This is a genomic window from Amycolatopsis sp. NPDC059027 (assembly GCF_042739735.1).
Lineage (GTDB): Bacteria > Actinomycetota > Actinomycetes > Mycobacteriales > Pseudonocardiaceae > Amycolatopsis.
Map to the genome: position 1 here is coordinate 19,053 of NZ_JBHYIK010000001.1, position 26,886 is coordinate 45,938.

27 protein-coding genes are annotated in these 26,886 nt (G+C 69.4%); 16 read left to right on the plus strand and 11 right to left on the minus strand.

Annotation, left to right across the window (positions count from 1 at the left end; translation table 11 throughout):
• Positions 1-64 precede the first annotated feature (64 nt).
• A complete protein-coding gene (locus ACFWY9_RS00080; RefSeq protein ID WP_378337762.1) occupies positions 65-1,459 on the plus strand; it encodes a wax ester/triacylglycerol synthase family O-acyltransferase in 1,395 nt (464 codons plus the stop codon).
• On the opposite strand, the gene ACFWY9_RS00085 is transcribed toward ACFWY9_RS00080, so the two are convergent.
• Complete coding sequence (locus ACFWY9_RS00085) at positions 1,456-3,111, minus strand: TIGR04141 family sporadically distributed protein (RefSeq protein WP_378337763.1); 1,656 nt, start codon at positions 3,109-3,111, stop codon at positions 1,456-1,458. The two genes, ACFWY9_RS00080 and ACFWY9_RS00085, sit on opposite strands and share 4 nt — an antisense overlap.
• An 86-nt stretch (positions 3,112-3,197) precedes the next feature.
• On the opposite strand from ACFWY9_RS00085, the gene ACFWY9_RS00090 reads away from it, so the two are divergent.
• Positions 3,198-3,551, plus strand: coding sequence for a hypothetical protein (locus tag ACFWY9_RS00090; protein WP_378327664.1), 354 nt, complete (start codon positions 3,198-3,200; stop codon positions 3,549-3,551).
• A 117-nt stretch (positions 3,552-3,668) separates the two neighbouring features.
• Positions 3,669-4,208, plus strand: coding sequence for a Uma2 family endonuclease (locus ACFWY9_RS00095; protein ID WP_378327702.1), 540 nt, complete (start codon positions 3,669-3,671; stop codon positions 4,206-4,208).
• A gap of 1 nt (position 4,209) precedes the next feature.
• Here ACFWY9_RS00095 and ACFWY9_RS00100 read toward each other — a convergent pair whose 3' ends face one another.
• On the minus strand, positions 4,210-5,355 hold the full coding sequence (locus ACFWY9_RS00100; RefSeq protein WP_378337764.1) for a serine hydrolase domain-containing protein: 1,146 nt from the start codon (positions 5,353-5,355) through the stop codon (positions 4,210-4,212).
• Between the two features lie 49 nt (positions 5,356-5,404).
• Complete coding sequence (locus ACFWY9_RS00105) at positions 5,405-6,328, minus strand: alpha/beta fold hydrolase (protein WP_378327662.1); 924 nt, start codon at positions 6,326-6,328, stop codon at positions 5,405-5,407.
• 87 nt (positions 6,329-6,415) lie between these two features.
• On the opposite strand from ACFWY9_RS00105, the gene ACFWY9_RS00110 reads away from it, so the two are divergent.
• The 7 genes from ACFWY9_RS00110 (at position 6,416) to ACFWY9_RS00140 (ending at position 12,988) form a co-directional block, all read left to right on the plus strand.
• Positions 6,416-7,480 carry an acyl-CoA dehydrogenase family protein gene (locus tag ACFWY9_RS00110; RefSeq protein WP_378337765.1) on the plus strand — a complete coding sequence of 355 codons (1,065 nt, stop codon included), beginning with the start codon at positions 6,416-6,418 and terminating at the stop codon, positions 7,478-7,480.
• A gap of 7 nt (positions 7,481-7,487) precedes the next feature.
• Positions 7,488-8,660, plus strand: coding sequence for an acyl-CoA dehydrogenase family protein (locus ACFWY9_RS00115; protein WP_378337766.1), 1,173 nt, complete (start codon positions 7,488-7,490; stop codon positions 8,658-8,660).
• Positions 8,661-8,736: 76 nt separating this feature from the next.
• Positions 8,737-9,654, plus strand: coding sequence for a bifunctional MaoC family dehydratase N-terminal/OB-fold nucleic acid binding domain-containing protein (locus tag ACFWY9_RS00120; protein WP_378327659.1), 918 nt, complete (start codon positions 8,737-8,739; stop codon positions 9,652-9,654).
• The gene (locus tag ACFWY9_RS00125) at positions 9,651-10,055 is read left to right on the plus strand and encodes a MaoC family dehydratase (RefSeq protein WP_378327658.1); all 405 of its coding nucleotides are present in this window, start codon (positions 9,651-9,653) and stop codon (positions 10,053-10,055) included. Before ACFWY9_RS00120 ends, ACFWY9_RS00125 begins: the two co-directional genes overlap by 4 nt.
• Positions 10,052-11,221 (plus strand): lipid-transfer protein, encoded by a 1,170-nt coding sequence (locus ACFWY9_RS00130; protein WP_378337767.1) that lies wholly within the window; start codon positions 10,052-10,054, stop codon positions 11,219-11,221. The genes ACFWY9_RS00125 and ACFWY9_RS00130 overlap by 4 nt, the downstream gene beginning before the upstream one ends.
• 199 nt (positions 11,222-11,420) lie before the next feature.
• Complete coding sequence (locus ACFWY9_RS00135; RefSeq protein ID WP_378327656.1) at positions 11,421-12,002, plus strand: DUF5134 domain-containing protein; 582 nt, start codon at positions 11,421-11,423, stop codon at positions 12,000-12,002.
• The gene (locus ACFWY9_RS00140; protein ID WP_378327655.1) at positions 11,999-12,988 is read left to right on the plus strand and encodes a pentapeptide repeat-containing protein; all 990 of its coding nucleotides are present in this window, start codon (positions 11,999-12,001) and stop codon (positions 12,986-12,988) included. Before ACFWY9_RS00135 ends, ACFWY9_RS00140 begins: the two co-directional genes overlap by 4 nt.
• 12 nt (positions 12,989-13,000) lie before the next feature.
• Here ACFWY9_RS00140 and ACFWY9_RS00145 read toward each other — a convergent pair whose 3' ends face one another.
• The 3 genes from ACFWY9_RS00145 to ACFWY9_RS00155 all read right to left on the minus strand — a co-directional run bounded on the left by ACFWY9_RS00145 (position 13,001) and on the right by ACFWY9_RS00155 (position 15,566).
• Complete coding sequence (locus ACFWY9_RS00145) at positions 13,001-13,465, minus strand: riboflavin kinase (RefSeq protein WP_378327654.1); 465 nt, start codon at positions 13,463-13,465, stop codon at positions 13,001-13,003.
• A gap of 105 nt (positions 13,466-13,570) precedes the next feature.
• On the minus strand, positions 13,571-14,752 hold the full coding sequence (locus ACFWY9_RS00150) for an alpha/beta hydrolase family protein (protein WP_378337768.1): 1,182 nt from the start codon (positions 14,750-14,752) through the stop codon (positions 13,571-13,573).
• A 40-nt stretch (positions 14,753-14,792) separates the two neighbouring features.
• On the minus strand, positions 14,793-15,566 hold the full coding sequence (locus ACFWY9_RS00155; RefSeq protein ID WP_378337769.1) for a MerR family transcriptional regulator: 774 nt from the start codon (positions 15,564-15,566) through the stop codon (positions 14,793-14,795).
• 111 nt (positions 15,567-15,677) lie between these two features.
• Here ACFWY9_RS00155 and ACFWY9_RS00160 point away from each other — a divergent pair, with 111 nt between their 5' ends.
• Positions 15,678-16,484 carry an ArsR/SmtB family transcription factor gene (locus ACFWY9_RS00160; RefSeq protein ID WP_378337770.1) on the plus strand — a complete coding sequence of 269 codons (807 nt, stop codon included), beginning with the start codon at positions 15,678-15,680 and terminating at the stop codon, positions 16,482-16,484.
• Between the two features lie 4 nt (positions 16,485-16,488).
• Here the strand turns inward: ACFWY9_RS00160 and ACFWY9_RS00165 are convergent, their stop codons facing one another.
• The 5 genes from ACFWY9_RS00165 to kstD all read right to left on the minus strand — a co-directional run bounded on the left by ACFWY9_RS00165 (position 16,489) and on the right by kstD (position 21,634).
• A complete protein-coding gene (locus ACFWY9_RS00165; RefSeq protein WP_378337771.1) occupies positions 16,489-17,355 on the minus strand; it encodes a MaoC/PaaZ C-terminal domain-containing protein in 867 nt (288 codons plus the stop codon).
• A gap of 54 nt (positions 17,356-17,409) precedes the next feature.
• Complete coding sequence (locus tag ACFWY9_RS00170) at positions 17,410-18,450, minus strand: 2Fe-2S iron-sulfur cluster-binding protein (RefSeq protein WP_378327649.1); 1,041 nt, start codon at positions 18,448-18,450, stop codon at positions 17,410-17,412.
• Entirely contained in the window at positions 18,443-18,706 is a 264-nt protein-coding gene (locus ACFWY9_RS00175; protein ID WP_378327648.1) for a hypothetical protein, read from the minus strand. The genes ACFWY9_RS00170 and ACFWY9_RS00175 overlap by 8 nt, the downstream gene beginning before the upstream one ends.
• Positions 18,703-19,863 carry a Rieske 2Fe-2S domain-containing protein gene (locus tag ACFWY9_RS00180; protein WP_378327647.1) on the minus strand — a complete coding sequence of 387 codons (1,161 nt, stop codon included), beginning with the start codon at positions 19,861-19,863 and terminating at the stop codon, positions 18,703-18,705. The genes ACFWY9_RS00175 and ACFWY9_RS00180 overlap by 4 nt, the downstream gene beginning before the upstream one ends.
• A 97-nt stretch (positions 19,864-19,960) precedes the next feature.
• Entirely contained in the window at positions 19,961-21,634 is a 1,674-nt protein-coding gene (kstD, locus tag ACFWY9_RS00185) for a 3-oxosteroid 1-dehydrogenase (protein WP_378337772.1), read from the minus strand.
• Between the two features lie 99 nt (positions 21,635-21,733).
• Between kstD and ACFWY9_RS00190 the strand changes: the two genes are divergently transcribed.
• The 5 genes from ACFWY9_RS00190 to hsaB are packed head-to-tail and all read left to right on the plus strand — an operon-like array spanning position 21,734 to position 26,839.
• A complete protein-coding gene (locus ACFWY9_RS00190) occupies positions 21,734-23,335 on the plus strand; it encodes an FAD-binding protein (RefSeq protein ID WP_378337773.1) in 1,602 nt (533 codons plus the stop codon).
• A 36-nt stretch (positions 23,336-23,371) separates the two neighbouring features.
• Positions 23,372-24,547 carry a 3-hydroxy-9,10-secoandrosta-1,3,5(10)-triene-9,17-dione monooxygenase oxygenase subunit gene (gene hsaA / locus ACFWY9_RS00195; protein WP_378327644.1) on the plus strand — a complete coding sequence of 392 codons (1,176 nt, stop codon included), beginning with the start codon at positions 23,372-23,374 and terminating at the stop codon, positions 24,545-24,547.
• Positions 24,547-25,386 carry a 4,5:9,10-diseco-3-hydroxy-5,9,17-trioxoandrosta-1(10),2-diene-4-oate hydrolase gene (hsaD, locus tag ACFWY9_RS00200; protein WP_378337871.1) on the plus strand — a complete coding sequence of 280 codons (840 nt, stop codon included), beginning with the start codon at positions 24,547-24,549 and terminating at the stop codon, positions 25,384-25,386. The genes hsaA and hsaD overlap by 1 nt, the downstream gene beginning before the upstream one ends.
• Complete coding sequence (gene hsaC, locus ACFWY9_RS00205) at positions 25,386-26,300, plus strand: iron-dependent extradiol dioxygenase HsaC (protein WP_378337774.1); 915 nt, start codon at positions 25,386-25,388, stop codon at positions 26,298-26,300. The genes hsaD and hsaC overlap by 1 nt, the downstream gene beginning before the upstream one ends.
• Positions 26,297-26,839 carry a 3-hydroxy-9,10-secoandrosta-1,3,5(10)-triene-9,17-dione monooxygenase reductase subunit gene (gene hsaB / locus ACFWY9_RS00210; protein ID WP_378327642.1) on the plus strand — a complete coding sequence of 181 codons (543 nt, stop codon included), beginning with the start codon at positions 26,297-26,299 and terminating at the stop codon, positions 26,837-26,839. Before hsaC ends, hsaB begins: the two co-directional genes overlap by 4 nt.
• Positions 26,840-26,886: the final 47 nt, after the last annotated feature.

Sequence of the window (26,886 nt, forward strand, 5' to 3'; positions counted from 1 at the left end):
CGCCCGATGTTACCCGCGCGTACGCGCGGCGGCCGGGTCGCCGGATCTGCCTTAGGCTTGCGGCATGCAGAGACTGAGCGGCCTGGACGCGAGCTTCCTCTACCTCGAGACGTCCTCGCAGGTCCTGCATGTCTGCGGCCTGATCACCCTGGACGGCACGACGATGCCGGGCGGGTACAGCTTCGCGGAGTTCAAGCGGCAGCTGGCCGAACGGGTCCTGCTGATCCCGGCATTCCGCCGTAAACTGCACAATCCACTCTGGAATGTCGGGCATCCGGTGTGGGTGGAGGACGAGGACTTCGACCTCGACCACCACGTGCACCGCATCGGCGTGCCCGCGCCCGGCGACCGCACGGAACTGGCCGAGCTGTGCGCGCACATCGCGGGCCAGCAGCTGGATCGCGCGCATCCGCTGTGGCAGCTCTACGTGATCGAAGGCCTGGCCGACGGCGGGATCGCGGTGCTGATCAAGATGCACCACGCCAGTGTGGACGGTGTCAGCGGCGCCAGCCTGATCGCCTACCTGGCCGGGCTTTCCCCGGACGCGCCGCCGCCGGACATCGAACCCGACGAGCGTCACAACGCGCATGTGCCGGGCAGGCTCGACCTGCTGCGCTCGGGCGTCGCCACGGTCGTCAAACGTCCTTACGCACTGGTGAAACTGCTGCCCGACCTGGTCGAGCTGGTCCCCGGCTGGCTCGGGAAAGCGTTGCGGGGCAAGGGAATGCCTGTGCCGTTCACCGCGCCGAGGACCTCGCTCAACGGGACCATCACCGGACACCGCAGCGTCGCCTACGCCCAGCTCGACCTCGAAGACGTCAAGCGTGTCAAGAACGCCTTCCGCGTCACCGTGAACGACGTCGTGCTCGCGCTCGTTTCCGGCGCGCTGCGCCAGTTCCTCGACGATCGCGGCGAACTGCCCGGCGACCCGCTGGTGGCGACCGTCCCGGTGTCGGTGCACGAACGCACCGAACGCGAGGGCGGCAGCAACAAGGTGTCCGCGTTCTTCGCCTCGCTGCCCACGCATCTGCCCGATCCCGCCGCGCGCGTGTTCTTCCTCGCCGAGGCGAACCGGCGGTCCAAGGCACACCACTACGACATCGACGCCGACATGCTGGCCGACTGGGCGCAGTTCTCCGCGGCGTCGATGTTCGGCCTGGCGGTGCGCGCGTATTCGGCGTTGCGGCTGGCCGAAAAACACCCGGTGGTGCACAACCTCGTCGTCTCCAACGTGCCGGGCCCGCCGATGCCGCTGTACCTGCTCGGCGCGCGGATCACCGGGCTCTACCCGCTGGGGCCGGTGTTCCACGGCGCCGGGCTCAACATCACCGTGCTGTCCAACGCGGGCAAGGTCGATGTCGGACTGCTCGGCGCGAAGGAGCTCGTCAAGGATCTCTGGCCGCTCGCCGACGCCCTGCCCGACGCGCTGGCCGAACTGCTCAAGGCCGCGCTCGCTTAACGCCGCCTTCGCGACGGCTTCGTTCGCGCCCGCGACTTCGGCACGTACGGGATGTCGGCGAAACGCAGCTCGGCCCGCAGCGCCCGCACCGCGCGGTCCAAGCGCAGCAACGCGACCTGCGACAGCGTGAACAGCTCGTCGACGTTCCACGATCGTCCGGCGGCGGCCAGCACGACCGTGCCGGGGGATTCGGTGACGACCCGGTCCGGATCCAGTGCCGCGGCTTTCGCGGCGAGCTGTGCGAGCGCGTCCGGTTCGTCGCGGAGGGCTTCGGCCGAGACCAGCGCTTGCGTGTAGAGGTGGCTCGCGGCCGTCGCGCGGCCGAGCCATTTGACGTGGATCAGCTCGTCGCCCGGCCCGAGGAGATCGCACAGTTCGAATCGGGGATGCAGCGGTGTCGTCGCGAAATCCTTGTCCAGACACAGAAAGCCGGGTTCGCGAGCGACCTTCCGGCAGTAGCGGTGCTCGTCGTCGGGCTCGCCGCTCGGTGTCCATTTCACCTCGGGCCACGCGTAGCGGCGCTCCAGCAGCGCGGCCACCTGGGCCCGCATCTGCTCGACGTAGGTTTCCCCGATCCGGTACCAGCGGCCCTGATGGAACACGTACCGGACGTGGTCGATCGTGGTCTCGAAGACCACCCACTTCGCGGCCGGGATCGCGGCGCCGGACTCCTCCTCGCCCGCGTCGTCCGCGCACGCCACGACACGTCCCGCGCGCAGGGCCTTGGTCCGCTTGCCCTCTTCGATTGCGGAAAGACGGTCGGTGAGGTGCCCCAGCTCCAGCCGTCCCTCGGCGGTGAACGGGCCACCGGCACCGAGCCCGGTGATCCGGAACGATCCGGCGTGCTCCGCCTCGCGGACCGCCGTCGCGGGCCACGCCAGCCCCAGCGCGCCGTCGTCCGCGCCGCCGAGCGCCTCGGCGAGCCGGCCTTCGAGCGTGGGCAGCAGACGATGGTGCCGGTCCAGCGGGCGGGTCTGGGCGATGAACCGCAGCGCGGAGTTCCGGTCCGGTTCGTCCACCACCGCGCCGACCGCGTCGAGGTCGGCCAGGAACGCGCGGGGTTCCTTGGCCAGCGGGACCCACAGCGCGTTGCCGACCCGGATCCGGTACCGCTTCCCGGTGATCCGGCCGTAGGTCAGCTCGGTCAGATCTGCGGCGCCCGCCAGCCGGTTGACCAACTCGCCGTAGGGCTCCAGCCGGAACGCGGACAGATCGCCGCCGCCGGGAATGGAGATCTGCGTGGCCCGCGCCGACGCGTCGAGGGCCGCGCTGGCGACCAGCCCGAGGTCGAACGGGTCGAGCCGCCGGATCCCGAACATCAGGCCGAAACCCTGCTCGACGTGTTCGTCGTTCAGCGCCAGATGCCCGGCGCCCCACGTCACGGCGTAGGTCCACGGTGGACGGGGGACCAGCAGCACGGCGAACGGTAGTTCGGCGGACAGGTCGAGTTCGTTGCCGGTCAGCGCGGCGGCGTGCGGGACCCACTGGGGTACCTCGGTGTGGAACGCCCCCGCCACCAGCCGCGCGCGGGTGCCGGAGATGTCGACGTCGGTGTCGACGGTGACCTGCTCGGGCTTCAGGGAGACCAGCGCCTCGGTACCGTCGAGGCGGAAGAGGGAGGCGGGTTTGCTCGGGGCGGACGAAGCGGCCATGGAACCACCCGGTCGTACGTACACCGAGACACCCTGGGTGATCGGCGGCGTGGTCACGGACAACTGCCTCACTCCAGAATACGCCGGTGATCGCGAACGCCGATGACGAATACACCCCGCGCGAGAACCGAAGAGGTGAAATCCGGTTGAACGCGGATTCGTCGTTATCCGGCCGTGAGTCGGCCGCTATGTTCGCGGTATACTTCGCCGATGGCCGCGAACGTCTCATCGTGCCGCCGAAAATGGTTTCATCGCTGGTCAGGCGTCCATCAGGTTGTGATCGAGTAACCGGTGGGGCTACGGAGAATGGCGGAACCGGGAATTCTCGATCATTACTCGAATGGACGCCTTTCCGGGTGATCCTGCTCTGTTCGGGCGGGCCGGGAGAAATGTGCGCACGCCTCGTGACGGCGATCGCGGGAATGACGGCGGGGGAATAGGCCGGTCGGGCGGACTCGGCACGGTGCGCTGGTTAGCGCTGCGGCCCGTGCACGACTACGCTGGCCGAGTCCATTCCCGTCCTGGCAGGTGGTGGGGGCAGCATGGAGACCGTCCCGATGTTCGCGCACGGAGACCGTCTCACCCGTCGGGACCTGGAGTTGATCACCGATGAACGTCGTCGGTACGAACTGGTCGACGGGACACTTCTAGTGAGCCCGTCCCCGCGCCCGCTGCACCAGAGGGTGGTCGCGCGCCTGCTCGCCGCGCTCACCCCCTTGTGCCCCGCGGACTGCGAGGTGCTCCCGGCACCGGTGGACGTCGTGCTCGACGATCACACCGTGCTCATCCCCGACGTCGTCGTGGGCAGGCGGGACAGCTTCACCGACCGCGCGCTGGTCGGGATCCCGGTGCTCGCCGTCGAGGTCGTCTCGCCGTCGAGCGAGTACATCGACCGTCACCTCAAGCCCGCCCGGCTGGCCGCCGCGGGCTGCCCGCACTACTGGGTGATCGACCCGCGGGTGCCGAGCCTGAGCTGCTTCGACCTCTCCGGCGATTCCTATGAGCTGGCGGGCGAAGGACGCGGCGGCGACGAAGTCCGGCTCGAAAAGCCGTACGCGCTGACGCTTCGTCCCGCCGAGCTGGTCTCGCCGCACTGACTCACGCCGTCGCCGCGTACCGCCAGAACTCCCGCATGAGCGGGGTCGGGGCCGGGTTGGTCATCGCCAGCTGGGTGAGCAGGACCGCGACCGTGCCGGTGGCCGGGATGACATGGGCGGTCGTGCCGGTGCCGCCGACCCAGCCGTAGCGGCCGGGCACGTTCCACGGATCGACGGCCGCGACGTCGACCGAACCGCCATGACCCCAGCCCTGCCCTTCCAGGAACAGCGTGCTCGCTTCCCGCTGCGCCGGGGTCAGGTGGTCGGTCGTCATCCGCCGCACGGACTCGGCCGACAGCACGCGGTGGCCGTCGAGAATCCCGCCCCCGAGCAGCATCCGGCCGAAGACGGCCCAGTCGTCCACGGTCGAGACCAGCCCGCCGCCCCCGGAGGGGAACCGCGGCAGCGTGTGCCAGGCGTCGTCCGGGGCGCTGGCCGGGACGGGGCCGTCGTCGCCGGGCGCGTAAAGGCGGGTGAACCGCGCGCGTTTCTCCGGCGGCACCACGAATCCCGTGTCCGTCATGCCGAGTGGCTCGAAGACCCGTTCGGCCAGGTACTCGGGCAGAGACCGGCCGGAGACCCGGGCGATCAGGATGCCCTGCAGGTCCGAGCAGGTGTTGTAGAGCCACGCCTCGCCCGGCTGGTGCAGCAGCGGCACGCGGGCCAGTTTCGCCAGCCACTCGTCCGGCGAGGGGAAGGACGCCGGGTTGCGCGGGTCCGCCTGCACCTCCTCGAATAGCAGACGCACTGCGGGCAGGGAGAAATCGGCCGGAAATCCCCACCCGGCCCGGAAATCGAGCAGATCGGCCACGGTGATCGGCCGGGCGGCCGGGACCACGTCGTCGACCGGGCTGTCCGGGGTCCGCACGACGCTCGGGGCCGCCAGCTCCGGAAGCCATTTCCCGATCGGGTCGTCGAGCGCGACGCGACCGTCCTCGATCAGTGTCATGACCGCTGCGGCGACGATCGGCTTGGTGATCGAGGCGACGCGGAAGATCGAGTCCCGCGCCATCGCGGTAGTGGCTTCGACGTCGTGGGAGCCGAGGGCCACCACCTCGGTCTCGTCGCCGCGCGCGATCAGCGCGACCACGCCGGGCGCCCCCGCGCCGCCGACATGCTTCTCCAGGACGTCACGCAGACCGGTCATCGATACCCCCATGGCTCGTTCGGTGCCGGAAGACTAACGCGGGACACCGTCAGCGGGCGTGGACCGACGTCACCGCCGCCATGACCGCGGGCACGAACTCCTTCGCGTTGAGCACGCAGGCGGCATGCCCGGCCGGGATCTCGTAGCTCGCCGCGCCGGGGACGAGCCGTGCGAGGGTCCGCTGGTGTGCCGGGGCGATGAACCGGTCTCGGCTGCTGATCACGACCGACGTCGGCTGCCGGATCGCGGGCAGCCACGACCGGGAGTCGAACCGGCCGATCTCGTCGATCGCGACGGCGATCTCCCAGGCGCTGGTGGACCGGAACTCGGCCAGCGCCCAGCGGTGGTCCTCCAGCCGGGCCAGCCGCGCCCGCCGGGGCTCGCCCGGCACCGCGCCGATACGCGCGCTCTCGCGGAACCGCGTCAGCGCGCGGCCGAAGACGTCGAGCGCGACGCGCTGGCGGACACCGCGCCGGAAGTTGCTCGCGGTCGAGCACAGGATGAGACCTGAAACACGTTCTGGTTCTGCGTGGGCGACGAGCTGCGCGACCATCCCGCCCATCGAGTAGCCGCCGACGGCGAAGGTGCCCAGTTCGAGCGCGTCGGCGACCGCGACGACGTCCTCGGCGCAGTCGGCCAGCCGGAACTGCGCTGATGCCTTCTCGGCGGGAGAGCGTGCCTCGAAGCGTGGCGACCGGATGCCCTGCCCGTGCCAGCGCTGGTCGAACACCACCACCCGGTACCGCGCCGACAGGCGTTCCAGCACCGGATACCAGGTGAGCAAGCCGGTGCAGGCCACCGAATGCAGCAGGACGATAGCGGGCGCGTGCCGCGGCCCGACGTCGACGTAAACGGTTTCTCCACGACCCGGCAGCGTGAGGGGTTTGGGGTCGGGCACGCCCGCGGTCGGCGGGATCGTCACCAGCCGTCGCGTGACGAGCCAGCCGGCGTCGGAGATGGTGCCGCGGTCCATACGCCCTCTCCCCGGGGGTTGCCGATCCCGCTCGTTCCGGCTAAGACTAGAACAGGTTTCAATATTACGCCCATCCGGAGGCGGTGGATGGACTTCACCCTTGACGATACGCAGACCGAGATCATCGCGCTCACCGCGAAGGTGCTCGGCAAGGACGGCGACCCCGGCAGCGTGTGGCACGCGCTGGCCGAGGCCGGGCTGCTCGCGCTCGCGCTGCCGTCCGACCTGGACGGTGACGCGCTCGGCGTCGCGGAGGTCGCCCAGGTGCTCACGGAGGTCGGCAGGGCCGCCGCGCCCGTGCCCGCGCTGCCCGCGCTGGCACTCGGCGTCCTGCCGGTGGAAGCGCTGGGCAGTCCCGGGCAACGGGCCGCGCTGCTCCCGCCGGTCGCGACGGGGGAGGCGCTGCTGACCGCGGCCCTGCACGAACCGTCCGCCCCGCTGGCCGTCCGGCCCGCGACGACCGCCACCGCGAACGGCGGCTGGCGGCTCGACGGGGTCAAGACGGCCGTTCCCTACGCCGCCGAGTCCGCGCGCATCCTGACCCCGGTGTCGATGCCCGGCGGCACCGGCGTGTTCCTGGTCGATCCGCGTGCCGACGGCGTCACGCTCACCGCGTCGAGGAATTCCTCGGAAACGCCGGAATACACGGTGAAACTGGACGCCGTTGTGGTGTCCGAAGCGGACCTGCTCACCGAATCCGGTGGGGGACAGGCGGTCGCGGTCCTGCACCGGTTCGCGCTCGCCGGCGCCGCAGCGCTCGGCGACGGCCTGCTGGCGGGCGCGCTCGCCCTGACTTCCCGGCATGTCGGCGAACGCACGCAGTTCGGCCGTCCACTCGCGACATTCCAAGCGGTGGCCCAGCAGATCGCGGACGTCTACATCGCGTCGCGGACCGTGCACCTCGCCGCGACGTCGGCGGTGTGGCGGCTCGCGCGGGGACTCGACGCGGACGCCGACCTCGATGTCGCCGCCTACTGGCTGGCCGAGGAAGTACCGGCCGCGCTGGCGATCTGCCATCACCTGCACGGCGGCGTCGGCGTCGACGAAACCTATCCGCTGCACCGGTATTCCTCGGCGGTCAAGGATCTGGCCCGTGCGGTCGGCGGGGCCGCGCACCGGCTCGGCAGGCTCGGCGAACGAGTGGCGGGGTGAGCATCGGATGCATGTCGAACTGACGGCCGAGCAGCAGGCGCTGCGGGCCGAACTGCGGAAGTACTTCGCCGGGCTGCTCAGCCCGAAGGAGCGCCGGGAAATGCTGCGTGAGCGGCACGGGCCGATGTTCCGCGAACTCGTGCGGCGGATGGGCCGCGACGGGTGGCTCGGCGTCGGCTGGCCGAAGGAGTACGGTGGCCGCGGTTTCGGCGAGATCGAACAGCACCTGTTCGTCGACGAAGCCGCGCGAGCCGAGATCCAGCTGCCGTCGGTCACGCTCCAGACGGTCGGGCCGACCCTGCAGAGCTTCGGCACCGAGGAGCAGAAAGCCCTGTTCCTGCCGAAGATCCTGGCCGGGGAAGTGCATTTCGCCATCGGGTACACCGAACCGGAGGCCGGGACGGACCTCGCCTCGCTGCGCACGACGGCGGTGCGTGACGGCGACGAATACGTCGTCAACGGCCAGAAGATCTTCACCACCGGAGCGCACGACGCGGACTACATCTGGCTCGCGGTGCGCACCGCGCCGGACGCGCCGAAGCACAAGGGGATCTCGATCCTCATCGCGGACACGCGCGACCCCGGCTTCTCCTGGACGCCGATCATCACCTGCGACGGCGCGCACCATGTGAACGCGACCTACTACTCGGACGTCCGCGTGCCCGCGAACATGCTGGTGGGCAAGGAGAACGAGGGCTGGAAGCTGATCACCACCCAGCTCAACCACGAACGCGTCATGCTCGGCCCCGCCGGGCGGATCGGCGGCCTGTACGACCGGGTCCGCGCCTGGGCCGCCGCGCGTGAGACCCCGGACGGGACGCCGCTGCTGGACCTGCCCGACGTCCGGGCGGTGCTGGCCGAGTCGCTGGCCACCGCGCGGGTGAACGAACTGCTGAACTGGCAGGTGGCGGTGTCGTCGGCGAGCGCGCCGGTCGCCGTGGCGGACGCGTCGGCGACGAAGGTGTTCGGCTCGGAACGGATCCAGCGGATCGGCAGGAGACTGGAGGAGATCGTGGCACGCCATGGAGATCCGGCCGAGCCGGAGACGGCGGAACTGGCGGAGTTCCTGGACGTCCTCGCCAAGCGGAACCTGGTGCTGACGTTCGGCGGCGGGGTCAGCGAGATCCAGCGCGAACTGATCGCCACCACCGGTCTCGGACTGCCGAGGGTGCCGCGATGAGCGAAGCTTGCGAGCGAATCATGGATATCATGCGCCAAAAAGAATCGAACACCGTCTCGCGAAGCGAGGCCATCGCATGAGTGTCCAGGACGCGGCCGAACGCATTGCCGCACAAGGGGAATCCTCACCACGGCTCGCGCGTGACGCGGTCAACCAGGCGATGGTGAACAACTGGGTCGAAGCACTCGGCGATCACAACCCGGTGTACACGGACCCGGGCTTCGCCGCCGACAGTGTCCACAAGGGACTCGTGGCGCCGCCCGCGATGGCGCAGGTGTGGACGATGAACGGACTGCACGGAACCCGCGCGGCCGACGATCCGCTCGGTGCCATGATGGAGGTGCTCGACCAGGCCGGGTTCACCTCGGTGGTGGCGACGAACTCCGAGCAGACCTACCACCGTTATCTGCGGCACGGCGAACACGTGGCTGCCACGACGAAGCTGGAGAACGTCGTCGGCCCGAAGCGCACGGCGCTCGGCGAAGGCTGGTTCGTCACCACCCGGACCACCTGGTACGTCGGCGAGGAAGCCGTGGCGGACATGGTGTTCCGCGTGCTCAAGTTCCGCCCGCCCGGCGCCGCACCGGCCCCTGCTGTCAAGGCACCGGTACTGCGTCCGGTGATCAGCAAGGACACCGAGTTCTTCTGGGAGGGCCTGAAAGCGGGCGAGCTGCGGATCCAGCGCTGGGGCGAGACGCTGCGTCATCCGCCCGGCCCGATGCCGCCGGACGGCTCGCTTGACACCGTGCCGGACTACGTCGTCGCATGTGGACGGGGGACGGTGTACAGCTACGTCGTGCACCATCATCCACCGGTGCCCGGTAAGGAACTCCCGTTCGTCGTGGCGCTCGTGGAACTCGAGGAGGGCGTCCGTGTGATGGCCGAACTGCTCGACGCCTCGCCGGATGAGGTCCACATCGGACTCCCGGTCGAGGCCGCGTTCGTCCGGGTCGACGACGAGCTGACGTTGCCCGCGTGGAAGGTGGCGCGATGACTGTGGACTGTGCGGTCGGTACCGAACTTCCGCCGCTGACGATCGAGGCGACGCCGACTTTTGTGGTGAGCACCGCGCTCGCCACCCGGGACTTCCAGGACGTTCACCACGATCGCGATTCGGCGGTCGCCAGGGGCTCCAAGGACATCTTCCTCAACATCCTCACCGACACCGGTCTTGTGCAGCGTTTCGTCACGGACTGGGCCGGGCCGGAGGCATTCGTGCGCTCGATCAAGATCCGCCTCGGAGTACCGTGCTACGCCTACGACACGCTGACCTTCACCGGGCGGGTGATCGAACGCGACGGCGCGGACGTCGTGCTCTCGGTGTCCGCTGTGGACAGTCTGGGTGAACATGTGACGGGAACCGTGGAACTGACCATGCCGGGCGGTGCGTCGTGACCCTTTCCGGAAAGGCCGCCATCGCCGGGATCGGCGCGACCGAGTTCTCCAAGGACTCCGGCCGCAGCGAACTCCGCCTCGCCGCCGAATGCGTCTCGCACGCCCTCGCCGACGCCGGGCTCGGTCCGTCCGATGTGGACGGCCTGGTGTCGTTCACCATGGACGGCAACAGCGAGATCGCGGTGGCCCGCGAACTCGGCATCCCGGAACTGAGCTTCTTCAGCCGGATCCACTACGGCGGCGGGGCCGCGGCGGCGACCGTGCAGCAGGCGGCGATGGCCGTCGCGACCGGCGTCGCGGACGTCGTGGTCGCCTACCGCGCCTTCAACGAACGCTCCGGGCACCGGTTCGGGCAGGTGTCGTCCGCGGCCGCGGGGCAGGTCAATTCGTCCGGTGTGGACAACGCGTTCCACTACCCGATGGGCATCGCGACGCCCGCCGCGACCGTTGCCATGGTCGCCCGCCGCTATCTGCACGACTACCGCGCCACGAGCGAGGACTTCGGCCGGATCGCGGTGCTCGACCGCAAGCACGCGGCGACGAACCCGAAGGCGTGGTTCCACGGCCGCCCGATCACGCTCGAAGAGCACCAGGCCTCCCGCTGGGTGGCCGAACCGCTGCACCTGCTCGACTGCTGCCAGGAGAGCGACGGCGGCGTCGCGCTGGTGATCACCAGCGTCGAGCGGGCCCGCGACCTGCCACACCCGGTCGCGGTGATCTCGGCGGCCGCGCAGGGCAGCGGACCGGACCAGTACGTGATGACCAGCTACTACCGCGACGACCTCGCCGCGCTGCCCGAAATGGGCGTCGTCGGCAGGCAGCTGTGGGCCCAGTCCGGCCTCGGACCGTCCGATGTGGACGTTGCGGTGCTGTACGACCACTTCACCCCGTATGTGCTGATGCAGCTGGAAGAACTCGGCTTCTGCGGGCGTGGTGAGGCGAAGGACTTCATCGCGGACGGCGCACTGGAACTGGACGGGAAGCTCCCGCTCAACCCGCACGGCGGCCAGCTCGGCGAGGCATACATCCACGGCATGAACGGCATCGCCGAGGGGGTGCGGCAGGTGCGCGGCAGCGCGGTCAACCAGGTCCCCGGCGCCGCGCGAGTGCTGGTGACCGCGGGCACCGGCGTCCCGACGAGCGGGCTCGTCCTGACGGGAGATTAGCCGGGACGCATATCCGGTTCGTGTTTCCGGTCGTCCATCGGGTGGGCCAACGGTTTCACCACAATGACGGCTGGTGCCGGGAGGCGGCCGGTGTCACGGTGGAGCGGATCACTCCGCGACACACGGCGAGGTTGGCATGCCCGGACGGAACCCGCGAGCCGGCACGAGCCGTGCCACCGGAACCGGCTAGGCGGACCGCGTGCACGGCCTCGTCGCGGTGGACTGGATCCTGACCGGGATCTTCGTCGTGCTGGTCCTGCCCTGCGTGCTGCGTCTCACCCGGCTCGACTACGTCCGGCTCGGCCGGACGGTCCGCAACGGCGATCTGGCCGAGCTGTTGTTCATCGTCGCGATGATCGCCATGTTCTCCCCGGTCGGCGGGCCGATCCCGGCCGCGGGCTGGCAGGCGGTGCTCGTGCTCGTCACGGGCTGGTTCGGCCTCGCCTGGTGGCGTGATCGGCGCGAGCACGCCGGTGGCGGCCACGAACATCCGGCCTGTGGGCACCACGCGCTGTCCGCCGTCGTGATGCTCTACCTGGTGACCGCGATGCCGCACGGCTCCGGCACGCACGGTCCGTGGCTCAATATGTCCACAATGGACCTCTCGGTGGGCGGGGCGTGGCCGGTCCTGGCGGCGGCCGCCGCGTACTTCGTGGTGGACGCCGTCCTCACGGCCATCCGCGCCCTGCGGCCCGGCGACGTCGAGGGCCGCACCTCGCGAGCGGTGTGCCGGGGCGTGATGGGCCTGGGTATGGGCTACATGCTCATCGCCGCCCTGTGACGCGAAAAGTGCTGTGGGGCGTGGTGGCCGGCGCGGTGCTGTTTCTCGGCGTCGTGCTCGTCAGCCTGGCCTGGGTTCCGGGACTGCTGTTCCCGCCGTTGAGCGACGCGGACCTCGGCGCGGTCCCCGCCGCGGAGACACGGATACGGCTGCGGCAGGAGCAGTCGCAGCTGCAGAACGGCGTCCGGTCGACCCTCTTGCAGCTCACCGCCGGGCTGCTCGTCGTCGCGGGCGCCGGGGCGACCTGGCGGCAGGTCCACGTCAACAGGGAAGGGCAGCTCACCGAACGGTTCACCCGCGCCGTGGACCAGATCGGGAGCGACAACCAGGACGTGCGCATCGGCGGGCTCTACGCGCTGGAACGCATCGCGCGGAACTCCCCGGCGGACCGCGACACGATCCAGTTCATGCTGGGCGCGTTCGTCCGCAACCACAGTCCCTGGCCCGCCGGTTCTCCCGACGGGCCGGCCCATCCCACCGAGGAGGTGGACGAGCAGCTGCCCTGGATGCGCGTCCGGGCGCCCGACATCCAGGTCGCCATGGGCGTGCTCGGCCGCCGTCCGGCCTCGTGGAACCAGCCGGTCGTGTTCCTTTCCCGGGTCGACCTGCGCAGCGTGGCGCTCCGCGATTCCCGGCTCGGCGGCGCCCAGCTCCGCTACAGCAACCTTGCGCGCGCCGTGCTCGCCGGGATACACCTGGAACACGCGGACCTGACCGCCGCCGATCTCCGCCGGTCGTATCTCGAACGCGCCCACCTCGTCGAGGCGAACCTCGGCCGGGCGCACCTGCGGGGCGCGAACCTGCGGCACGCCGATCTCAGCGGTGCGGACCTCGGTGCGGCGGACCTTCGTGGCGCGGACCTGACCGATGCGCGGCTCGACCGCGCGGTGCTGGCCGGGGCGAGAGCGGACGCGAGCACGGTCTGGCCGGACGGCTGGGACCGGGAACGGCGTCAGGCACGGGGAATCGTCGAGGACGCCGGCTGACCGCTGTTCGGACTAGGCGCGGGGGAGCCTGCGGACCTCGCCGGGCTTGGGGTCGCCCGGGTCGGGCAGATTCGTCGCCGGGTTGTCGGCCGTCCAGGCCGCGGCCGCGATGACGTCGTTCTTCAACGCCGTGATCAGCTCTTCGGCGGAGGAGTACGCCTTCTGGTCACGCAGGTGCTTGCCGAGCCAGACGGTCAGCACCTCGTCGTACAGGTCGCCGGCGAAGTCCAGCAGATGGGCCTCCAGCAGCCGGTAGCCGTCGGCGCCGTAGTAGGTCGGGCGGCGGCCCACGGAGACGGCGGCGGCGACGCGGGTGCCGTCGGCGCGTTCGGCCCAGCCCGCCCACACGCCGTCGCCGACCGCGCCGTCCTGATCGCGCAGCGCGATGTTGGCGGTGGGGAAGCCCAGCTCCCGGCCCCGCTTGTCGCCGGATTCGACCTGGCCGCGCACCACGAAGAAGTCCTGCTCGTCTGGCATCTGTCGTCCGTCCTGCTGTCGTTGCCCTGTCACCACCGTAACCGGCGGCGGCGGGGCCGGTGCCGGGCGACCAGGGTGTGGACGCCCGGCACTCACGGCAAGCCGTCAGCGTCGCAGGTTCCTGGCGAAGAACGACCGGACGTCGTCACGCACCGCCGGTACCGACACCGCCGGGTCGATCGCGCCGATGAGCGACTTCCGTTGCGCGGCGGTCATCAGGCCCGCTGCCTGCAGTTGCGGTGCGATGGCGGCGAAGTCGGTGAACACCCAGTGCGTGGCGTCGCCGAGCTGGCGACGGCACGTCCATTCCGGCGAGCGGGCGAGCATGGCCGACCACGCGCGGTCGTAGCGTTCGGTGCGGTAGCCGTCGGTGCCCCACAACAGCAGGGGACGGTCGACGCCGTCGCGGACGACCGGCAGCAGTTCACCGGCCTGCCCCGGCCGATCCGGGAGATAGTCGAGGAAACCTTCCAGGTTGACCGCCGCGTCGATCCGCTGGTCCTCGTGCAGGGCCTCGGCTGCGGTCGTCCCGCCCGCCGAATGCCCGTACATCCCGATCCTGCGCGGATCGAGGGAAAGGCCCAGGTTCTTCGGCAGCGCACGGTGTTCGGCGTCCGGATTCCCGCCCGCGGCGAGGGTCTCCAGGTTGTCCAGTACGAGCCGGGTATCAGCGAGCCGGGTCGCGATCATCGTGCGGAAGGCCGCGGGCTCAGTGCCGGGATTGTGGCCGTTCAACTCGAGAATCGTCCGCGTCCTTCCGCCGGGGAACTCGACGATGCTCGTTTCGCCGGGATGGTCGAGGGTCACCACGACGAAACCGCGGCTGGCCAGTTCCTCGGCGACGCCGGTACCGAGCGTGCGTGGATCCCCGAAACCCGGGCTGTAGAGGAGCACCGGGTGGCGGCCCGGTAGCGCGGGAGCGCCGGTGTGTGCGTGCGTCAGCGTGGCCGCCCAGTCCACCTTGTCCTTTGTGGACGAAAGCTCCGGGTGCAGGAACACCGTGTCCGTGGTGGCGAACCACGCCGCGGCCTGGCGTGTCATCTGTGGCGCGACCGGATGGCCGCGGACCTCCTCGGCCGGGTAGAACACCGACACCATCACTTCGCGGGTGCCGGTCGGGCTGCCAGGGTCCGGCAGAGCAGGGTCGACCAGGTGCAGGTCGGCGACGCCGACCGCGTGCGGGCCGGTCGGCGCCGGAAGCCGCGGGACGAGCCGATCGGCCGCGTGTGCGACCCCGCTGCTCGCCAGGAACAGAACGGAAAAGAGCAGCAGCAATCTTCGGAACATTTTCATTCCCCTCGATGTGCGGACGGTTTCCCGTCCGTTTTCATCCGGCGGACAACGCCGCCGCGTAGGCTTTCGCCACGTAATCCCACAACTCGTCACCGAGCGCGAAATCTTCGGGCGCCACGTCTTGCAGTACACCGAGCCCCTGCTCCCGGAAGAACCGGGCGACCGAGTCCTTGAGGCCGGAATCGCCACCGGTGTACATGTCCAGTACCACGAACAGCCGCCGCAATGTCCGCACCACTTCAGGCGAATCCACCGGGTCGCCGGCGCGGCAATGTTCCGCGAGTTTCGTCAGCACCTGCGGCCATTCCGTGTCGAGCCATTTCCGGCCGTCGTCGCCGAGTTCGCCGGCGCGTTCGTCCAGCAGGTCGCGTTGTTCCCGGGTGATGTACCCGTCGAAAAGGCTGGTGCGGCCCAGCAGGGTGAGCAGTTCGCCGGTGTCCGGGCACAGCCGCGCGTCGTCCAGCTGCTCCAGCAGGCCGCGGATCTGGCGGCCGAGTGCGTTCAGTCGCCAGACCTCGTCGTCGATCTCGTCGAGACGGCGGTCGAGCACGTCACGCAGGGCGCTGGGGTCGGCCAGTACGCCGCCGATCTCCTCCAGCGACATGCCGAGCTGCCGGAGCAGCCGGATCCGGTACAGCCGGTGGAGGTCTCCTTCGGTGTACCGGCGATGTCCGGATCGGGTGCGTTCGCTGGGCCGCAACAAGCCCAGTTCGTCGTAGTGGTGCAGCGTGCGCACGGTCGTGCCGGTGGCCTTCGCCAGCGCGCCGACACTCCATCGTCGCTGGTCAGTGCCCCCGGTTCCCCTCATGAGGACCACGATAAGACCTCACGTAGGGGGAGGTTCAAGCTTCGGTTGACATGCAGCCAGATGGCTGCCTATAGTTCAGGCAGCCGATTGGCTGCCTATGTGAGGTGACGGATGGACGAGGTGTTCAAGGCGCTGGCCGACGGCAGCCGCCGCGCGCTGCTGGACAGCCTGAACGCCCACAACGGCCAGACGCTGCGCGAACTGTGCGCGGGGCTGGCGATGGCACGTCAGTCGGTCAGCAAACACCTGGCCGTGCTCGAGGCGGCGAACCTCGTGACCACCGTGTGGCGGGGCCGGGAAAAGCTGCACTACCTCAACGCCGAGCCGATCAACGCCCTCGCCGAGCGGTGGATCAACCGCTACCACCAGGCGCGAGTGGACGCTCTCGCCGATCTGAAGAAGGCACTCGAAGGAGAACCGATGAGCAAGCCCGAATTCGTCTACACGAGCTACATCGCCACGACGCCCGAGAAGCTGTGGCAGGCGCTGACCGACCCCGCGTTCACCCGCCGGTACTGGGGTCCCGCGTTCGAGACCGATTGGAAGCCCGGGTCGAGGATGGCGTGGGTCGAGCCGGAGTTCACGATCGCCGACCCCGAGCAGGTCGTCATCGAGGCCGAGCCGTACACCAAGCTGTCCTACCGCTGGCACACCTTTACCAAGGAGCACGCCGAAACCCATGGGCTGGGCGAGGAGTTCCGTGCCAAGGCCGCCGCCGAACCGCGGTCCAAGGTGACCTTCACGCTCGAACAGCAGGGGTCGCTGGTCAAGCTCACCGTCGTGCACGACGACTTCGAACCGGACAGCATCGTCCTGTCGGCGGTCAGCGGTGGCTGGCCGCACCTGCTGTCGAGCCTCAAGACGTTGCTGGAGACCGGCGAAACCCTGCCCTTGCCCGAGCCCGCGGCAGCACGCTGAGACGTCACGCCGGGTTCGGGACCAGCACCGTGTCCGCCAGCACCGGCGCGTCGTCACGTTCCGGCGCGGTGGTGGTGACCAGCAGGCGGTCGTCCTCGCGCCACACCCGGGTGCGCAACGTCTCGCCGGGGAACACCACGCCGGCGAACTTCGTGCCGAAGGACCGGACCCGGCCGGGATCGCCGTCGAGGAAGGCGTCGATCACGGTCTTCGCCACCACGCCATAAGTGCACAGCCCGTGCAGGATCGGCCGGTCGAAGCCGGCGGCGCGGGCGAACCCCGGGTCGGAATGCAGGGGGTTGCGGTCGCCGCAGAGCCGGTACAGCAGCGCCTGCTGCGGCAACGTCGGTGTGTCGAGGACGGCGTCCGGTTCCCGGCCGGGCCACTCCACGCGGTCGGACGGCCCACGGTCGCCGCCGAAACCGCCTTCGCCGCGGGCGAAGATGCTCGACCTCGCCGTCCACAGTGGACTTCCGTCCTCGCCGGTCACCGTCGTCTCCTGGACCACGACGGCCGCCTTGCCCTTGTCGAAGACGTCGGCGATCCGCGAGCGCGCGACCGCCTTGCCCTCGACCGGGATCGGGCGGTGCAGCTCGATCTCCTGCTTGCCGTGCAACACCTTCGCCAGGTCGATCTCGACGCCGGGGAACGACACCGCGGGCGGGTCGAACACCCGCAGGTTCGCCGCGACGGTGGCGAACGTCGGGATCACCCGCAGCTCGCGCTCGGTGGCGTAGCGCAGTTCCCGTTCGTCCACGGGATCCGCGCCGGCACCGAGCGCGAGATGGTACAGCAGCACGTCCGACGACGTCCAGGCGAAGCCGACTTCGCCGAGATCGGCGCCGATGGCGACAGCGGGATCGATGGGCACGCGTGACTCCCTACAGCGCTAGTGGATACCAACCGACCGGGTTCGGCCTCATGGCTATTCGTAACTGATCTCGACCTCGTCGGTGAGCGGCAGTGACTGGCATCCCAGCACGATGCCGTCCGCGATGTCGTCGGCGTCGAGTACCTGGTTCTCGAGCATCTTCACCTCGCCTGACACCAGACGGCACGCACAGGCGCTGCACTGGCCCTCCCGGCACGAGTACGGCGCGTCGAGCCCCTGCTCCAGCAGGTGATCCAGCAGCTTCCGGCGGCGAGGCCAGCTCATCTCGCGGGTCTCGCCGTCGAGGGTGACGGTCAACCGGGCGGGCTCGTCGGAGTCGTCCGAGGCGTCGGCGGGGGCGGGCTCGGGTTCGGTGACCTCGAAGGGATTTCCCGCGAGGGAGCTGAACTTCTCCACGTGCACCCGGTTGCGGGGAACGTCCAATGCGGACAGTGCCTGCCGTGCCGCGTCCATGAACGGCGCCGGTCCACAGAGAAACGCCTCGTGCGAACGGTATGGCGCGACCAGGGAACGGAGCTGGTCCGCCGTGGGGAGTCCCTGAACGCTCTCCAGCCAGTGCAGCACCGTCAGCCGATCCGCGTACCGCGCGGCCAGACCCGCCAGCTCGTGCGCGAAGATCACCGACCGCTCGTCCCGGTTGGCGTACACGAGCACGACCCGGCCGGAGCCGTGTTCCAGCGCCGTTTTCAGGATCGAGATCACCGGGGTGATCCCGCTGCCCCCGGCGAACAACAGGAAATCCTCGTCGAGCGAACCGGGGGAGAAGATCCCGGACGGCGCGAGCACCTCGATCCGCATCCCGGGCCGGAGTTCGTCGCACACCCAGTTCGAGCCGTAGCCCTCCGCCGTGCGCTTCACCGTCACCTGGACCCGGTTCTCGTGTGGCGCGCTGGACAGCGAATAGCATCGCGCCACCGACCCGGTCCGTTCGCTCGGGATCCGCAGGGTGAGGAACTGCCCCGCGGTGTAGGCGAAAGCGTTCGCGTGCTCGGCGGGGATCTCGAAGACGATCGACCGCGCGTCCGCCGTCTCGGTGACGACGTCGGCGACAGTCACCGTATAACGCTCAGCCATCGGAGACCGCCAGAGTTCCGTCCCGCACCGCGTCGTCGATGCTCTCCGACAGCCGCGAACAGCTGTCGAGCAGCGCCGTCTGCGCACCACTCGCCGCCTGTTCGGCGAACACCGGGCAGCTGCGCCCGGCGTCGGTGGTCCACTGGATGCTGGTGTGCTGGATGCTGTTCTTCTTGACCAGCACACACGTCCCGCAGCTGCGGCATTCGTGCGGCCGCAGCCCGGCGGTCAGGAACTCGACGGTCTCGGCCTTCACACGCCCGCCTCTTCCTCGGCGCGCTGCTTGGCGAGGTTCTCGGCGACCTCGGCGGCCCACACCTCGTTGGCCCTCGTGGTGTCCACTTCGAACTCGAATCGCCGCGTCATGTCCTCGGTGACGTCGGCCGCGTCGACATAGAACTGCTCGTACCAGCGTCGCAGCTGGTAGACCGGGCCGTCCTCCTCGCACAGCAGAGGATTGTCGATCGGGGTCTTGTTCTTCCAGATCTCGACGTCCTGCAGGAACCCGACGCCGATGCCCTTGGCCAGCTTCTCGGCGATCTTGTCGGCGTGCTCGTCGGAGATCCCGGGCATCTTCTTCACCATCACGCCCCATTGGAGCACGAAGGAGCTCGCCGTCACCGGGTAGTGGCAGTTGATCAGCACGTTCTCGATCTCGAAGCCCTGGAACGTGTTGAGCAGCGTGTTGATCATGTACGACGGCCCGAAGTAGGACGCCTCCGAGCGCAGCAGGTTCTCCTCGCCGCCGTAGTTGGACGCCATGCCCTTGTCCGGGCGGCCCTTGGTGTTGAGGTACTGGGTGGCGATGTGGCCCTCGAAGATGTTCTTGAAGTACGTCGGGAAGGCGTAGTGGATGTAGAAGAAGTGCGCCATGTCCACGACGTTGTCGATGATCTCGCGGCAGTTCGCGTTCTCGATGAGGATCGAGTCCCACGACCAGTTGCTCCACTCGTCGCTGAACGCGCCCTCGACCCGCGGGATCACGACGTCGTCGGGCGGCGGGTTGCCCTCCGGGTCGTTCCAGACGAACAGTTGCTGGTTTTCCTCCATCACCAGCCAGGACCGGGTCCGTGCCCGCAGCGGAACCCGCTTGGCGTAGGGGATCGCCACGCACTTGCCCTTGCCGTTCCAGCGCCAGTCGTGGAACGGGCAGGCGATCTCGTCACCCTTGACCGTGCCCTGGGTGAGGTCGCCGCCCATGTGCCTGCAGTAGCCGTCCAGCACGTTCAGCTTGCCCGACGAGTCGGCGAACACGACGAGCTTCTCACCGAAAGCCGAGATGGCGTGCGGTTTCCCGTCGCGGAAGCTCTCGGCAAGGCCCAGGCAGTGCCAGCCGCGGGCGAATCGCGCCGGCGGTGCCCCGGCGTCGATCGTGCGGACGGATTCGCCGCCTGACCTGGGTGCCTGTGTCATCGCTCAACCTCCGTGTCCTGCGGGACACTCCCTCGGGCGCGGGTGCCCCGCATAGGCACTGCCGGTCGGCCCGACAAACAGCTGCGCAATGGTAAGTTCATCGGCCCTCCATGCTCCTCTGATCTTCGTGTGCCAGCCGCTCGGCCGCAAGGTAGCCGAACACCATGGCGGGCCCGATCGTCGCGCCGGGCCCGGCGTAGGTGCGGCCCATCACCGCGGCGCTCGTGTTGCCCGCCGCGTACAGCCCGGCGATGACCGAGCCGTCCTCGCGCAGGACGCGGGCGTGCTCGTCGGTGAGCAGCCCGCCCTTGGTGCCGAGGTCACCGGGCACGATCTTCACCGCGTAGTACGGTGCTCGGTCCAACGGCCCGAGGCTCGGGTTGGGCCGGTTGCGCGGGTCGCCGTAGTAGTGGTCATACGCGCTGCGCCCGCGATGGAAGTCTTCGTCGACGCCGCGCCGCGCGAAGCCGTTGAACCGCGACACCGTCGAGGTCAGCGCCTCGGCCGGGACGTCGATGCGTTCGGCCAGCTCGGCCAGTGTCGGGGCTTTCGCCGCGATCCCGGCCTTGAACCACCGCCCCGGCAGTGGCTGCCGCGGGCCGAGCCCGGTGAACATGTACCGGTCGCGGTAGCGCTGGTCGAACACCAGCCATGTCGGGATGTGCTCGCCGGGCCCGTCACCTTCGCCGTACATCGCGTGCACGGCCTCGACGTAGGGCGCGGACTCGTTGACGAACCGCTCGCCCCTGGCGTTGACCATGAGGCACCCCGGCCGCGAGCGCTCGGCGAGCGCGAACCACGGGCCACCGGTGAGCGGCATCGACGGGCCCCACCACGCGTCGTCCATCAGGTCGAGCGCCGCGCCGAGCTTCAGCCCGGCGGTGATGCCGTCGCCGGTGTTGGCCTTGGCGCCGACCGTCCAGTCCGTTCCGATCGGCGCCCGCTGGTATTTCGTCCGCATCTCTTCGTTGTGCTCGAACCCGCCGCAGGCCAGGATCACGCCGCGTCGCGCGTGCAACAGCGTCTCGACGCCGTCGCGACGAACGAGCACGCCGGTGACCTTGTCGCCTTCGGTGCGCAGGTCGAGCAGCGGGGTGTCGAGCCAGACCCCGACGTTCGCGCGTTGCAGTCCCGCCCGCAGTCCGGCGGCCAGTGCCTGGCCCATCACGAGCTGGCGCTGTCCGCGGACGCGTCCGGCAAGCCATCGCATCCCCAGCCCGAACAGCCGCAGGATGCCGCGCGGGTGCCGGGCGATGAGGCTCAGCCAGCGGTAGTCCGCCTGGGTGAGCGGGACGCCGAGCGGGGGCGCGCTGTACGGCGCTTCGAGATTCGCGAGTTCGGGACCGAGCACCCGGCCATCGAGCGCGGCGGGCTCGACCGAGCGACCACCGGAGCGTCCGCCCGGTGCTTCGGGGTGGTAGTCGCTGTAGTCGCGTACCCAGCGGAAACGTAAGGGCGAGTGCTCGCAGACGAACTGGAGCACTTCGGGGCCACGTGCGAGATAGGCCTCGCGGCGTTCGGCCGGGACGACGTCGCCGACGATCGACGACAGGTATTCGCGGGCGTGTTCCGGCGGTTCGTCGATCCCGGCGGCCCGCAGCGCGTGGTTGCCCGGGATCCAGACACCTCCGCCGGAGCGTGCGGTCGAACCGCCGTAGCGGGAAGCTTTCTCTACGACGACGACGTCGAGGCCGAGGTGGGCCGCGGCGAGGGCTGCGGTCATCCCGGCGGCCCCGCTGCCGACCACAACCACGTCGAACTGGTTTTCCATCCCACCTCACCTGGAACGTGTTCCATCGGACTATTGGCCTGCTCGGAGCTGTCCTCGTCACCATAGACGAGAACGTGTTTCAGTTCTAGGGTGGTCGCCATGGACGAACTCGTCGCGGACGTGGTGATCGTGGGGTTCGGTGCCGCAGGCGCGTGCGCGGCGATCGAAGCCGCCGACGCCGGCGCCGACGTGCTCGTGCTCGACCGGTTCTCCGGGGGCGGCGCGAGCGTGGTGAGCGGTGGTGTCGTCTACGCCGGGGGCGGGACGGCGCAGCAACTCGACGCGGGGATCGAAGATACGCCCGACGCGATGCTCGATTACCTGCGCCTGGAGACCGATGGGGTCGTCTCCGAGGAGACCTTGCGGCGATTCTGTGCGTCGAGCCCGGACATGATCACTTGGCTGGAGGACAACGGCGTCCCGTTCGAGGGCAGCCTTTGCCCGTACAAGACGTCCTACCCCTCCGACGACCACTACCTCTACTACTCCGGCAGCGAGGCCGCCGGAGTATTCCGCGACGTCGCGAAACCGGCGCCACGCGGGCATCGGGTCAAAGGCCCCGGTACGTCCGGAAAGCTCCTGTTCGCCCGGCTCGCCGCCGCGGTACGACGCCGTGGCGTGCGCGTTCTCCCGCAGGCGCACGCCAGGACATTGACGGTCGACGACCAGGGCGCGGTCACCGGCGTCGTCGTCGACACGCTGCGCGACGCGCCCGCGTGGGTCCGCTCGACACATCGACGCCTCGCCCGTTACGCCGCGAAGCCCGGGATCTACGTGCCCGCGCTGCGTAAGGCGCTGCATCGCCGCGCTGCTCGCCTGGAACGGCGATACGGGCGCGAACTGCGGATTTCCGCGCGTCGCGGGGTGATTCTCGCGGCGGGTGGGTTCATCGCGAACCGGGAGATGGTGCGCGAACACGCGCCGGACTACCGGGGCGGGCTCGCGCTCGGGACGTCGGCGGACGACGGGTCGGGTATCCGGCTGGGTGTCGAGGCCGGTGCCACGACCGCCGGGCTGGACCGGATCTCCGCGTGGCGGTTCCTGGCTCCGCCCGCGGCCTTCCTCGGCGGGATCCTCGTCGACGCCGACGGCGGGCGGATCATCGACGAGTCGCGGTACGGCGCGGCGATCGGCGAGCGCATGATCGCCGCGCACGGCGGCCGCGGCTGGCTGCTGGTGGACGAGAAGATCGTGGCCGAGGCGCGGCGCGACGGGCGCTCGCAGAGCCAGTGGTTCCAATGGCTGCAACTTCGCTACCTGTTGCGTCGCGGCCGGGTCACCGGGACCACTCTCCTCGATGTCGCTCGTAAGGCCGGTGTCGACCCGGACGGTCTGCAAGCCACCGTCGAGGCCTACCGCACGGGGCCCGACCCGACGGGGAAACCGGCCGAGTTTGCCCGGCCCCTGGACGCGCCGCCGTACTCGCTCATCGACGTCTCCATCAAACCCAACCTCGGCTACCCGTGCCCGATGCTGACGCTCGGCGGATTGGCGGTCGACGAGGGCACCGGCGCGGTGCGCGGTGTGGACGGACGTGCCGTGCCCGGGCTGTACGCGGCCGGCCGTACCGCGGTGGGAATCTGTTCTAGGTCCTATGTGAGCGGTCTCTCGCTCGCCGACTGCGTGTTTTCCGGGCGCCGGGCGGGAATCAACAGTGCTCTTGCCCAGGGAGTTCTCGACAAAAACGAGAACGTGTTCTAGTCTTGGGTTCGGTTGAACACGAGAGAGGGACAGTGCATGAGCGAGCAGACCGCCCACGAGGTGATCGCCGGGGTCCGTGAGCTGCTCCCGGTCCTGCGGGAGCGGGCGCAGGAAGCTGAGGACGCGCGCCGCGTGCCCGAGGAGTCGGTCAAAGCCTTGCAGGAGACCGGATTCTTCAAGCTGTTGCAGCCGAAGCGGTACGGCGGCGTCGAGGCCGACCCGGTGAGCTTCTACACCGCGGTGAAGCTGATCGCGAGCGCGTGCGGGTCCACCGGATGGGTCGCTTCGATCCTCGGTGTGCACCCGTGGCACGTCGCCTTGTTCGACGGGAAGGCGCAGGAAGACGTCTGGGGCGCCGACACGGACGTCCGGATCTCGTCCTCCTACGCGCCGATGGGCAAGGCGACCGTGGTGGACGGCGGCTACCGGCTCACCGGCCGCTGGAGCTTCTCCTCCGGCTGCGACCACTGCACGTGGGTACTGCTCGGCGGGCCCGCCTTCGCCGATGGCAAGCCGGTCGACTTCTGCACCTACCTGCTGCCGATCTCGGACTACTCCATTGTGGACGTCTGGGACACGGTCGGCCTGCGGGGCACGGGTTCCAACGACATCGTCGTGGAGGACGTCTTCATCCCGCAGCACCGCGCGCTGAGTTTCATGGCGACGTCGAAGTGCAAGACGCCCGGGCAGGACGTCAATCCGGGACCGTTGTACAAGCTTCCGTACGGTTCGGTGCATCCGAGCACCATCACCGCGCCGATCATCGGGATGGCCCAGGGCGCCTACGACGCGCACGTCGAGCACCAGGGCAAGCGAGTGCGGGCGGCGTACGCCGGTGAACAGTCCAAAGAGGACCCTTTCGCCAAAGTGCGGATCGCCGAGGCGGGCAGTGAGATCGACGCCGCTTGGCTCCAGCTGACGCACAACATCGACGAGCTGTACCAGCTCGCCTGTCGTGGCGAGAAGCTCCCGTTCAGCACGCGGCTGCGCGTGCGCCGGGACCAGGTCCGCGGCACCGAGCGCGCCATCTCGGCGATCGACCGCCTCTTCGAGAACTCCGGTGGGCGGGCGTTGCAGGCAGGTACGCCGATCCAGCGATTCTGGCGCGACGCGCACGCGGGTCGTGTGCACGCGGCCAACGACGCCGAGCGCGCGTACGTCATGTTCGGCACCGGCGCCTTCGGGCTGCCCGTCGAGAATGCGATGGTGTGATGGAGGGCAAGTACGTCGAGACCCCGGGCGGGCTGAAGCTGCACTACCACGAGGCCGGGGCGGAGCATCCGGAGACGGTGATCTTCCTGCACGGCGGCGGCCCCGGCGCGTCGGCGTGGAGCAACTTCGGCCGCAACCTCCCGGTGTTCGCCAAATCGTACCGGGTGCTCGCCGTCGACCAACCCGGGTTCGGGCGGTCCGACAAACCCACCGAGCATCCGCAGTACTTCCGACACAGTGCCGACGCCGTCGCCGGGCTGATGGACGCGCTCGGCATCGAACGGGCGCATTTCGTCGGCAACTCGCTCGGCGGCGGCGCCGCGGTGCGGCTCGCGCTGAGCCATCCGAAGCGTGCAGGGCGGCTCGTGCTGATGGGGCCGGGCGGGCTGAGCGTCAACGTGTTCGCACCCGACCCGACCGAGGGAGTCAAGAACCTCTCGCGGTTCGGTGGTGCTCCCACGCGCGAGAACCTCGAGGCGTTCCTGCGGATCATGGTGCACGACCAGGCGCTCATCACCGACGAGCTGGTCGACGAACGGCTCGCCACCGCGAGCACCCCGGAGTCGCTGGCCGCGATGCGGGCGATGGGCAAGTCGTTCATGCTGCCGGACTCCTATGAGGAGGGCATGCTCTGGCGGGACGCGCATCGGCTGCGGCAGCGGGTCCTGCTGATCTGGGGCCGTGAGGACCGGGTCAACCCGCTCGACGGCGCGCTGCTCGCGCTCAAGACGATCCCGCGCGCGCAGCTGCACGTCTTCGGCGGTTGCGGGCACTGGGCGCAGCTGGAGAAGTTCGACGAGTTCAACCGGCTCGCCCTCGACTTCCTGGGGAGTGCGTGATGGGTATCCGTTCACTGGGCTATCTCCGCATCGAGGCCACGGACATGGCCGCGTGGCGGGAATACGGGCTCAAGGTACTCGGCATGGTCGAAGGCAGCGGCACCGATCCGGACGCCCTGTATTTGCGGATGGACGACTTCCCGGCGCGATTGGTCGTCTTCCCCGGCGAGAAGGACCGGCTCGCGCAGGCGGGCTGGGAGGTGGCGAACGCGGGCGAGCTGGACGAGATCCGTGACCGGTTGGACGCGCATTCGGTGCCCTACAAGGAAGGAACCCCCGAACAGCTCGCCGACCGACAGGTCGACGGCCTGGTGTCCTTTGTGGATCCTTCGGGTAATGAGCTGGAGGTCTTCCACGGCGTCGCGTTGCAGCATCGGCGGGTCGTCAGCCCGTACGGGCATCGCTTCGTGACGGGGGAGCAGGGGCTCGGGCATGTCGTCCTTTCCACTCACGATGACGACGCCGCGCTGCACTTCTACCGCGACGTCCTGGGCTTCCGGTTGCGTGACTCGATGAGGCTGCCTCCACAGCTGGTCGGCCGTCCCGCCGATGGCGCGCCGGCGTGGCTGCGCTTCTTCGGCTGCAACCCACGGCACCATTCGCTGGCGTTTCTGCCGATGCCGACCCCGAGCGGGATCGTTCACCTCATGGTCGAAGTCGAGAACACCGACGATGTCGGGCTGTGTCTGGACCGTGCGATCCGTCGTAAGGTGCCGATGTCGGCGACCCTCGGGCGGCACGTCAATGACTTGATGCTCTCATTCTACATGAAGACCCCTGGCGGCTTCGACGTGGAGTTCGGCTGCGAGGGTCGTCAAGTCGACGACGAAAGCTGGATCGCCCGCGAAAGCACCGCGGTTTCGTTGTGGGGCCATGACTTCTCGGTCGGTGCCAGGCCGCCGGGGTCGTCATGACCGCCGTGAGCGAGATCGACGCGGCGCGGTTCCGATCGGTGCTGGGGCACTTCTGCACGGGTGTCACCGTGATCACCGGTCACGACGGGACCGCGCCGGTCGGGTTCGCCTGTCAGTCGTTCGCGGCGTTGTCCCTGGAACCGCCGCTGGTGTTGTTCTGCCCCGCGAAGACGTCCCGTACGTGGCCGGTGCTGGAATCGGCCGGGGTTTTCGCGGTCAACGTGCTGGCCGAGGAACAACAGGAGATCAGCGCCGTCTTCGGTGCCCGCGGCACCGACAAGTTCGCCGCGGCGCCCTGGACACCGGCACCGTCCGGTGCTCCCTTGCTGAACGGTGCCCTGACCTGGATCGACTGTGCCCTGGAAGCGGTGCACACGGCAGGCGACCACTACGTCGTCATCGGCCGTGTCACCGCGCTCGGCGACGTCTCCGATGCCCGTCCGCTGCTGTTCCACCGGGGCCGCTACACGGTCACCGAACCGGTACCCGACGCTCTGGCGGCTCTCATGCCTTGGCCTCGTCCGGACGACTGGCTCTGAGTTCCGGCGATCTCCTGGTCGCCGCGCGTTCTACGTTCGGTTTCAGC

Coding starts and splice junctions, on each gene's coding strand:
- ACFWY9_RS00115 (WP_378337766.1), top strand. CDS start 7,488: ATGCATGTCGAACTGACGGCCGAGCAGCAGGCGCTGCGGGCCGAACTG.
- ACFWY9_RS00120 (WP_378327659.1), top strand. CDS start 8,737: ATGAGTGTCCAGGACGCGGCCGAACGCATTGCCGCACAAGGGGAATCC.
- ACFWY9_RS00110 (WP_378337765.1), top strand. CDS start 6,416: ATGGACTTCACCCTTGACGATACGCAGACCGAGATCATCGCGCTCACC.
- ACFWY9_RS00150 (WP_378337768.1), bottom strand. CDS start 14,752: ATGTTCCGAAGATTGCTGCTGCTCTTTTCCGTTCTGTTCCTGGCGAGC.
- ACFWY9_RS00085 (WP_378337763.1), bottom strand. CDS start 3,111: ATGGCCGCTTCGTCCGCCCCGAGCAAACCCGCCTCCCTCTTCCGCCTC.
- kstD (WP_378337772.1), bottom strand. CDS start 21,634: ATGGAAAACCAGTTCGACGTGGTTGTGGTCGGCAGCGGGGCCGCCGGG.
- hsaB (WP_378327642.1), top strand. CDS start 26,297: ATGACCGCCGTGAGCGAGATCGACGCGGCGCGGTTCCGATCGGTGCTG.
- ACFWY9_RS00180 (WP_378327647.1), bottom strand. CDS start 19,863: ATGACACAGGCACCCAGGTCAGGCGGCGAATCCGTCCGCACGATCGAC.
- ACFWY9_RS00145 (WP_378327654.1), bottom strand. CDS start 13,465: ATGCCAGACGAGCAGGACTTCTTCGTGGTGCGCGGCCAGGTCGAATCC.
- ACFWY9_RS00170 (WP_378327649.1), bottom strand. CDS start 18,450: ATGGCTGAGCGTTATACGGTGACTGTCGCCGACGTCGTCACCGAGACG.
- hsaD (WP_378337871.1), top strand. CDS start 24,547: ATGGAGGGCAAGTACGTCGAGACCCCGGGCGGGCTGAAGCTGCACTAC.
- ACFWY9_RS00190 (WP_378337773.1), top strand. CDS start 21,734: ATGGACGAACTCGTCGCGGACGTGGTGATCGTGGGGTTCGGTGCCGCA.
- ACFWY9_RS00080 (WP_378337762.1), top strand. CDS start 65: ATGCAGAGACTGAGCGGCCTGGACGCGAGCTTCCTCTACCTCGAGACG.
- ACFWY9_RS00100 (WP_378337764.1), bottom strand. CDS start 5,355: ATGACCGGTCTGCGTGACGTCCTGGAGAAGCATGTCGGCGGCGCGGGG.
- ACFWY9_RS00125 (WP_378327658.1), top strand. CDS start 9,651: ATGACTGTGGACTGTGCGGTCGGTACCGAACTTCCGCCGCTGACGATC.
- hsaC (WP_378337774.1), top strand. CDS start 25,386: ATGGGTATCCGTTCACTGGGCTATCTCCGCATCGAGGCCACGGACATG.
- ACFWY9_RS00155 (WP_378337769.1), bottom strand. CDS start 15,566: ATGAGGGGAACCGGGGGCACTGACCAGCGACGATGGAGTGTCGGCGCG.
- ACFWY9_RS00105 (WP_378327662.1), bottom strand. CDS start 6,328: ATGGACCGCGGCACCATCTCCGACGCCGGCTGGCTCGTCACGCGACGG.
- ACFWY9_RS00095 (WP_378327702.1), top strand. CDS start 3,669: ATGTTCGCGCACGGAGACCGTCTCACCCGTCGGGACCTGGAGTTGATC.
- hsaA (WP_378327644.1), top strand. CDS start 23,372: ATGAGCGAGCAGACCGCCCACGAGGTGATCGCCGGGGTCCGTGAGCTG.
- ACFWY9_RS00160 (WP_378337770.1), top strand. CDS start 15,678: ATGGACGAGGTGTTCAAGGCGCTGGCCGACGGCAGCCGCCGCGCGCTG.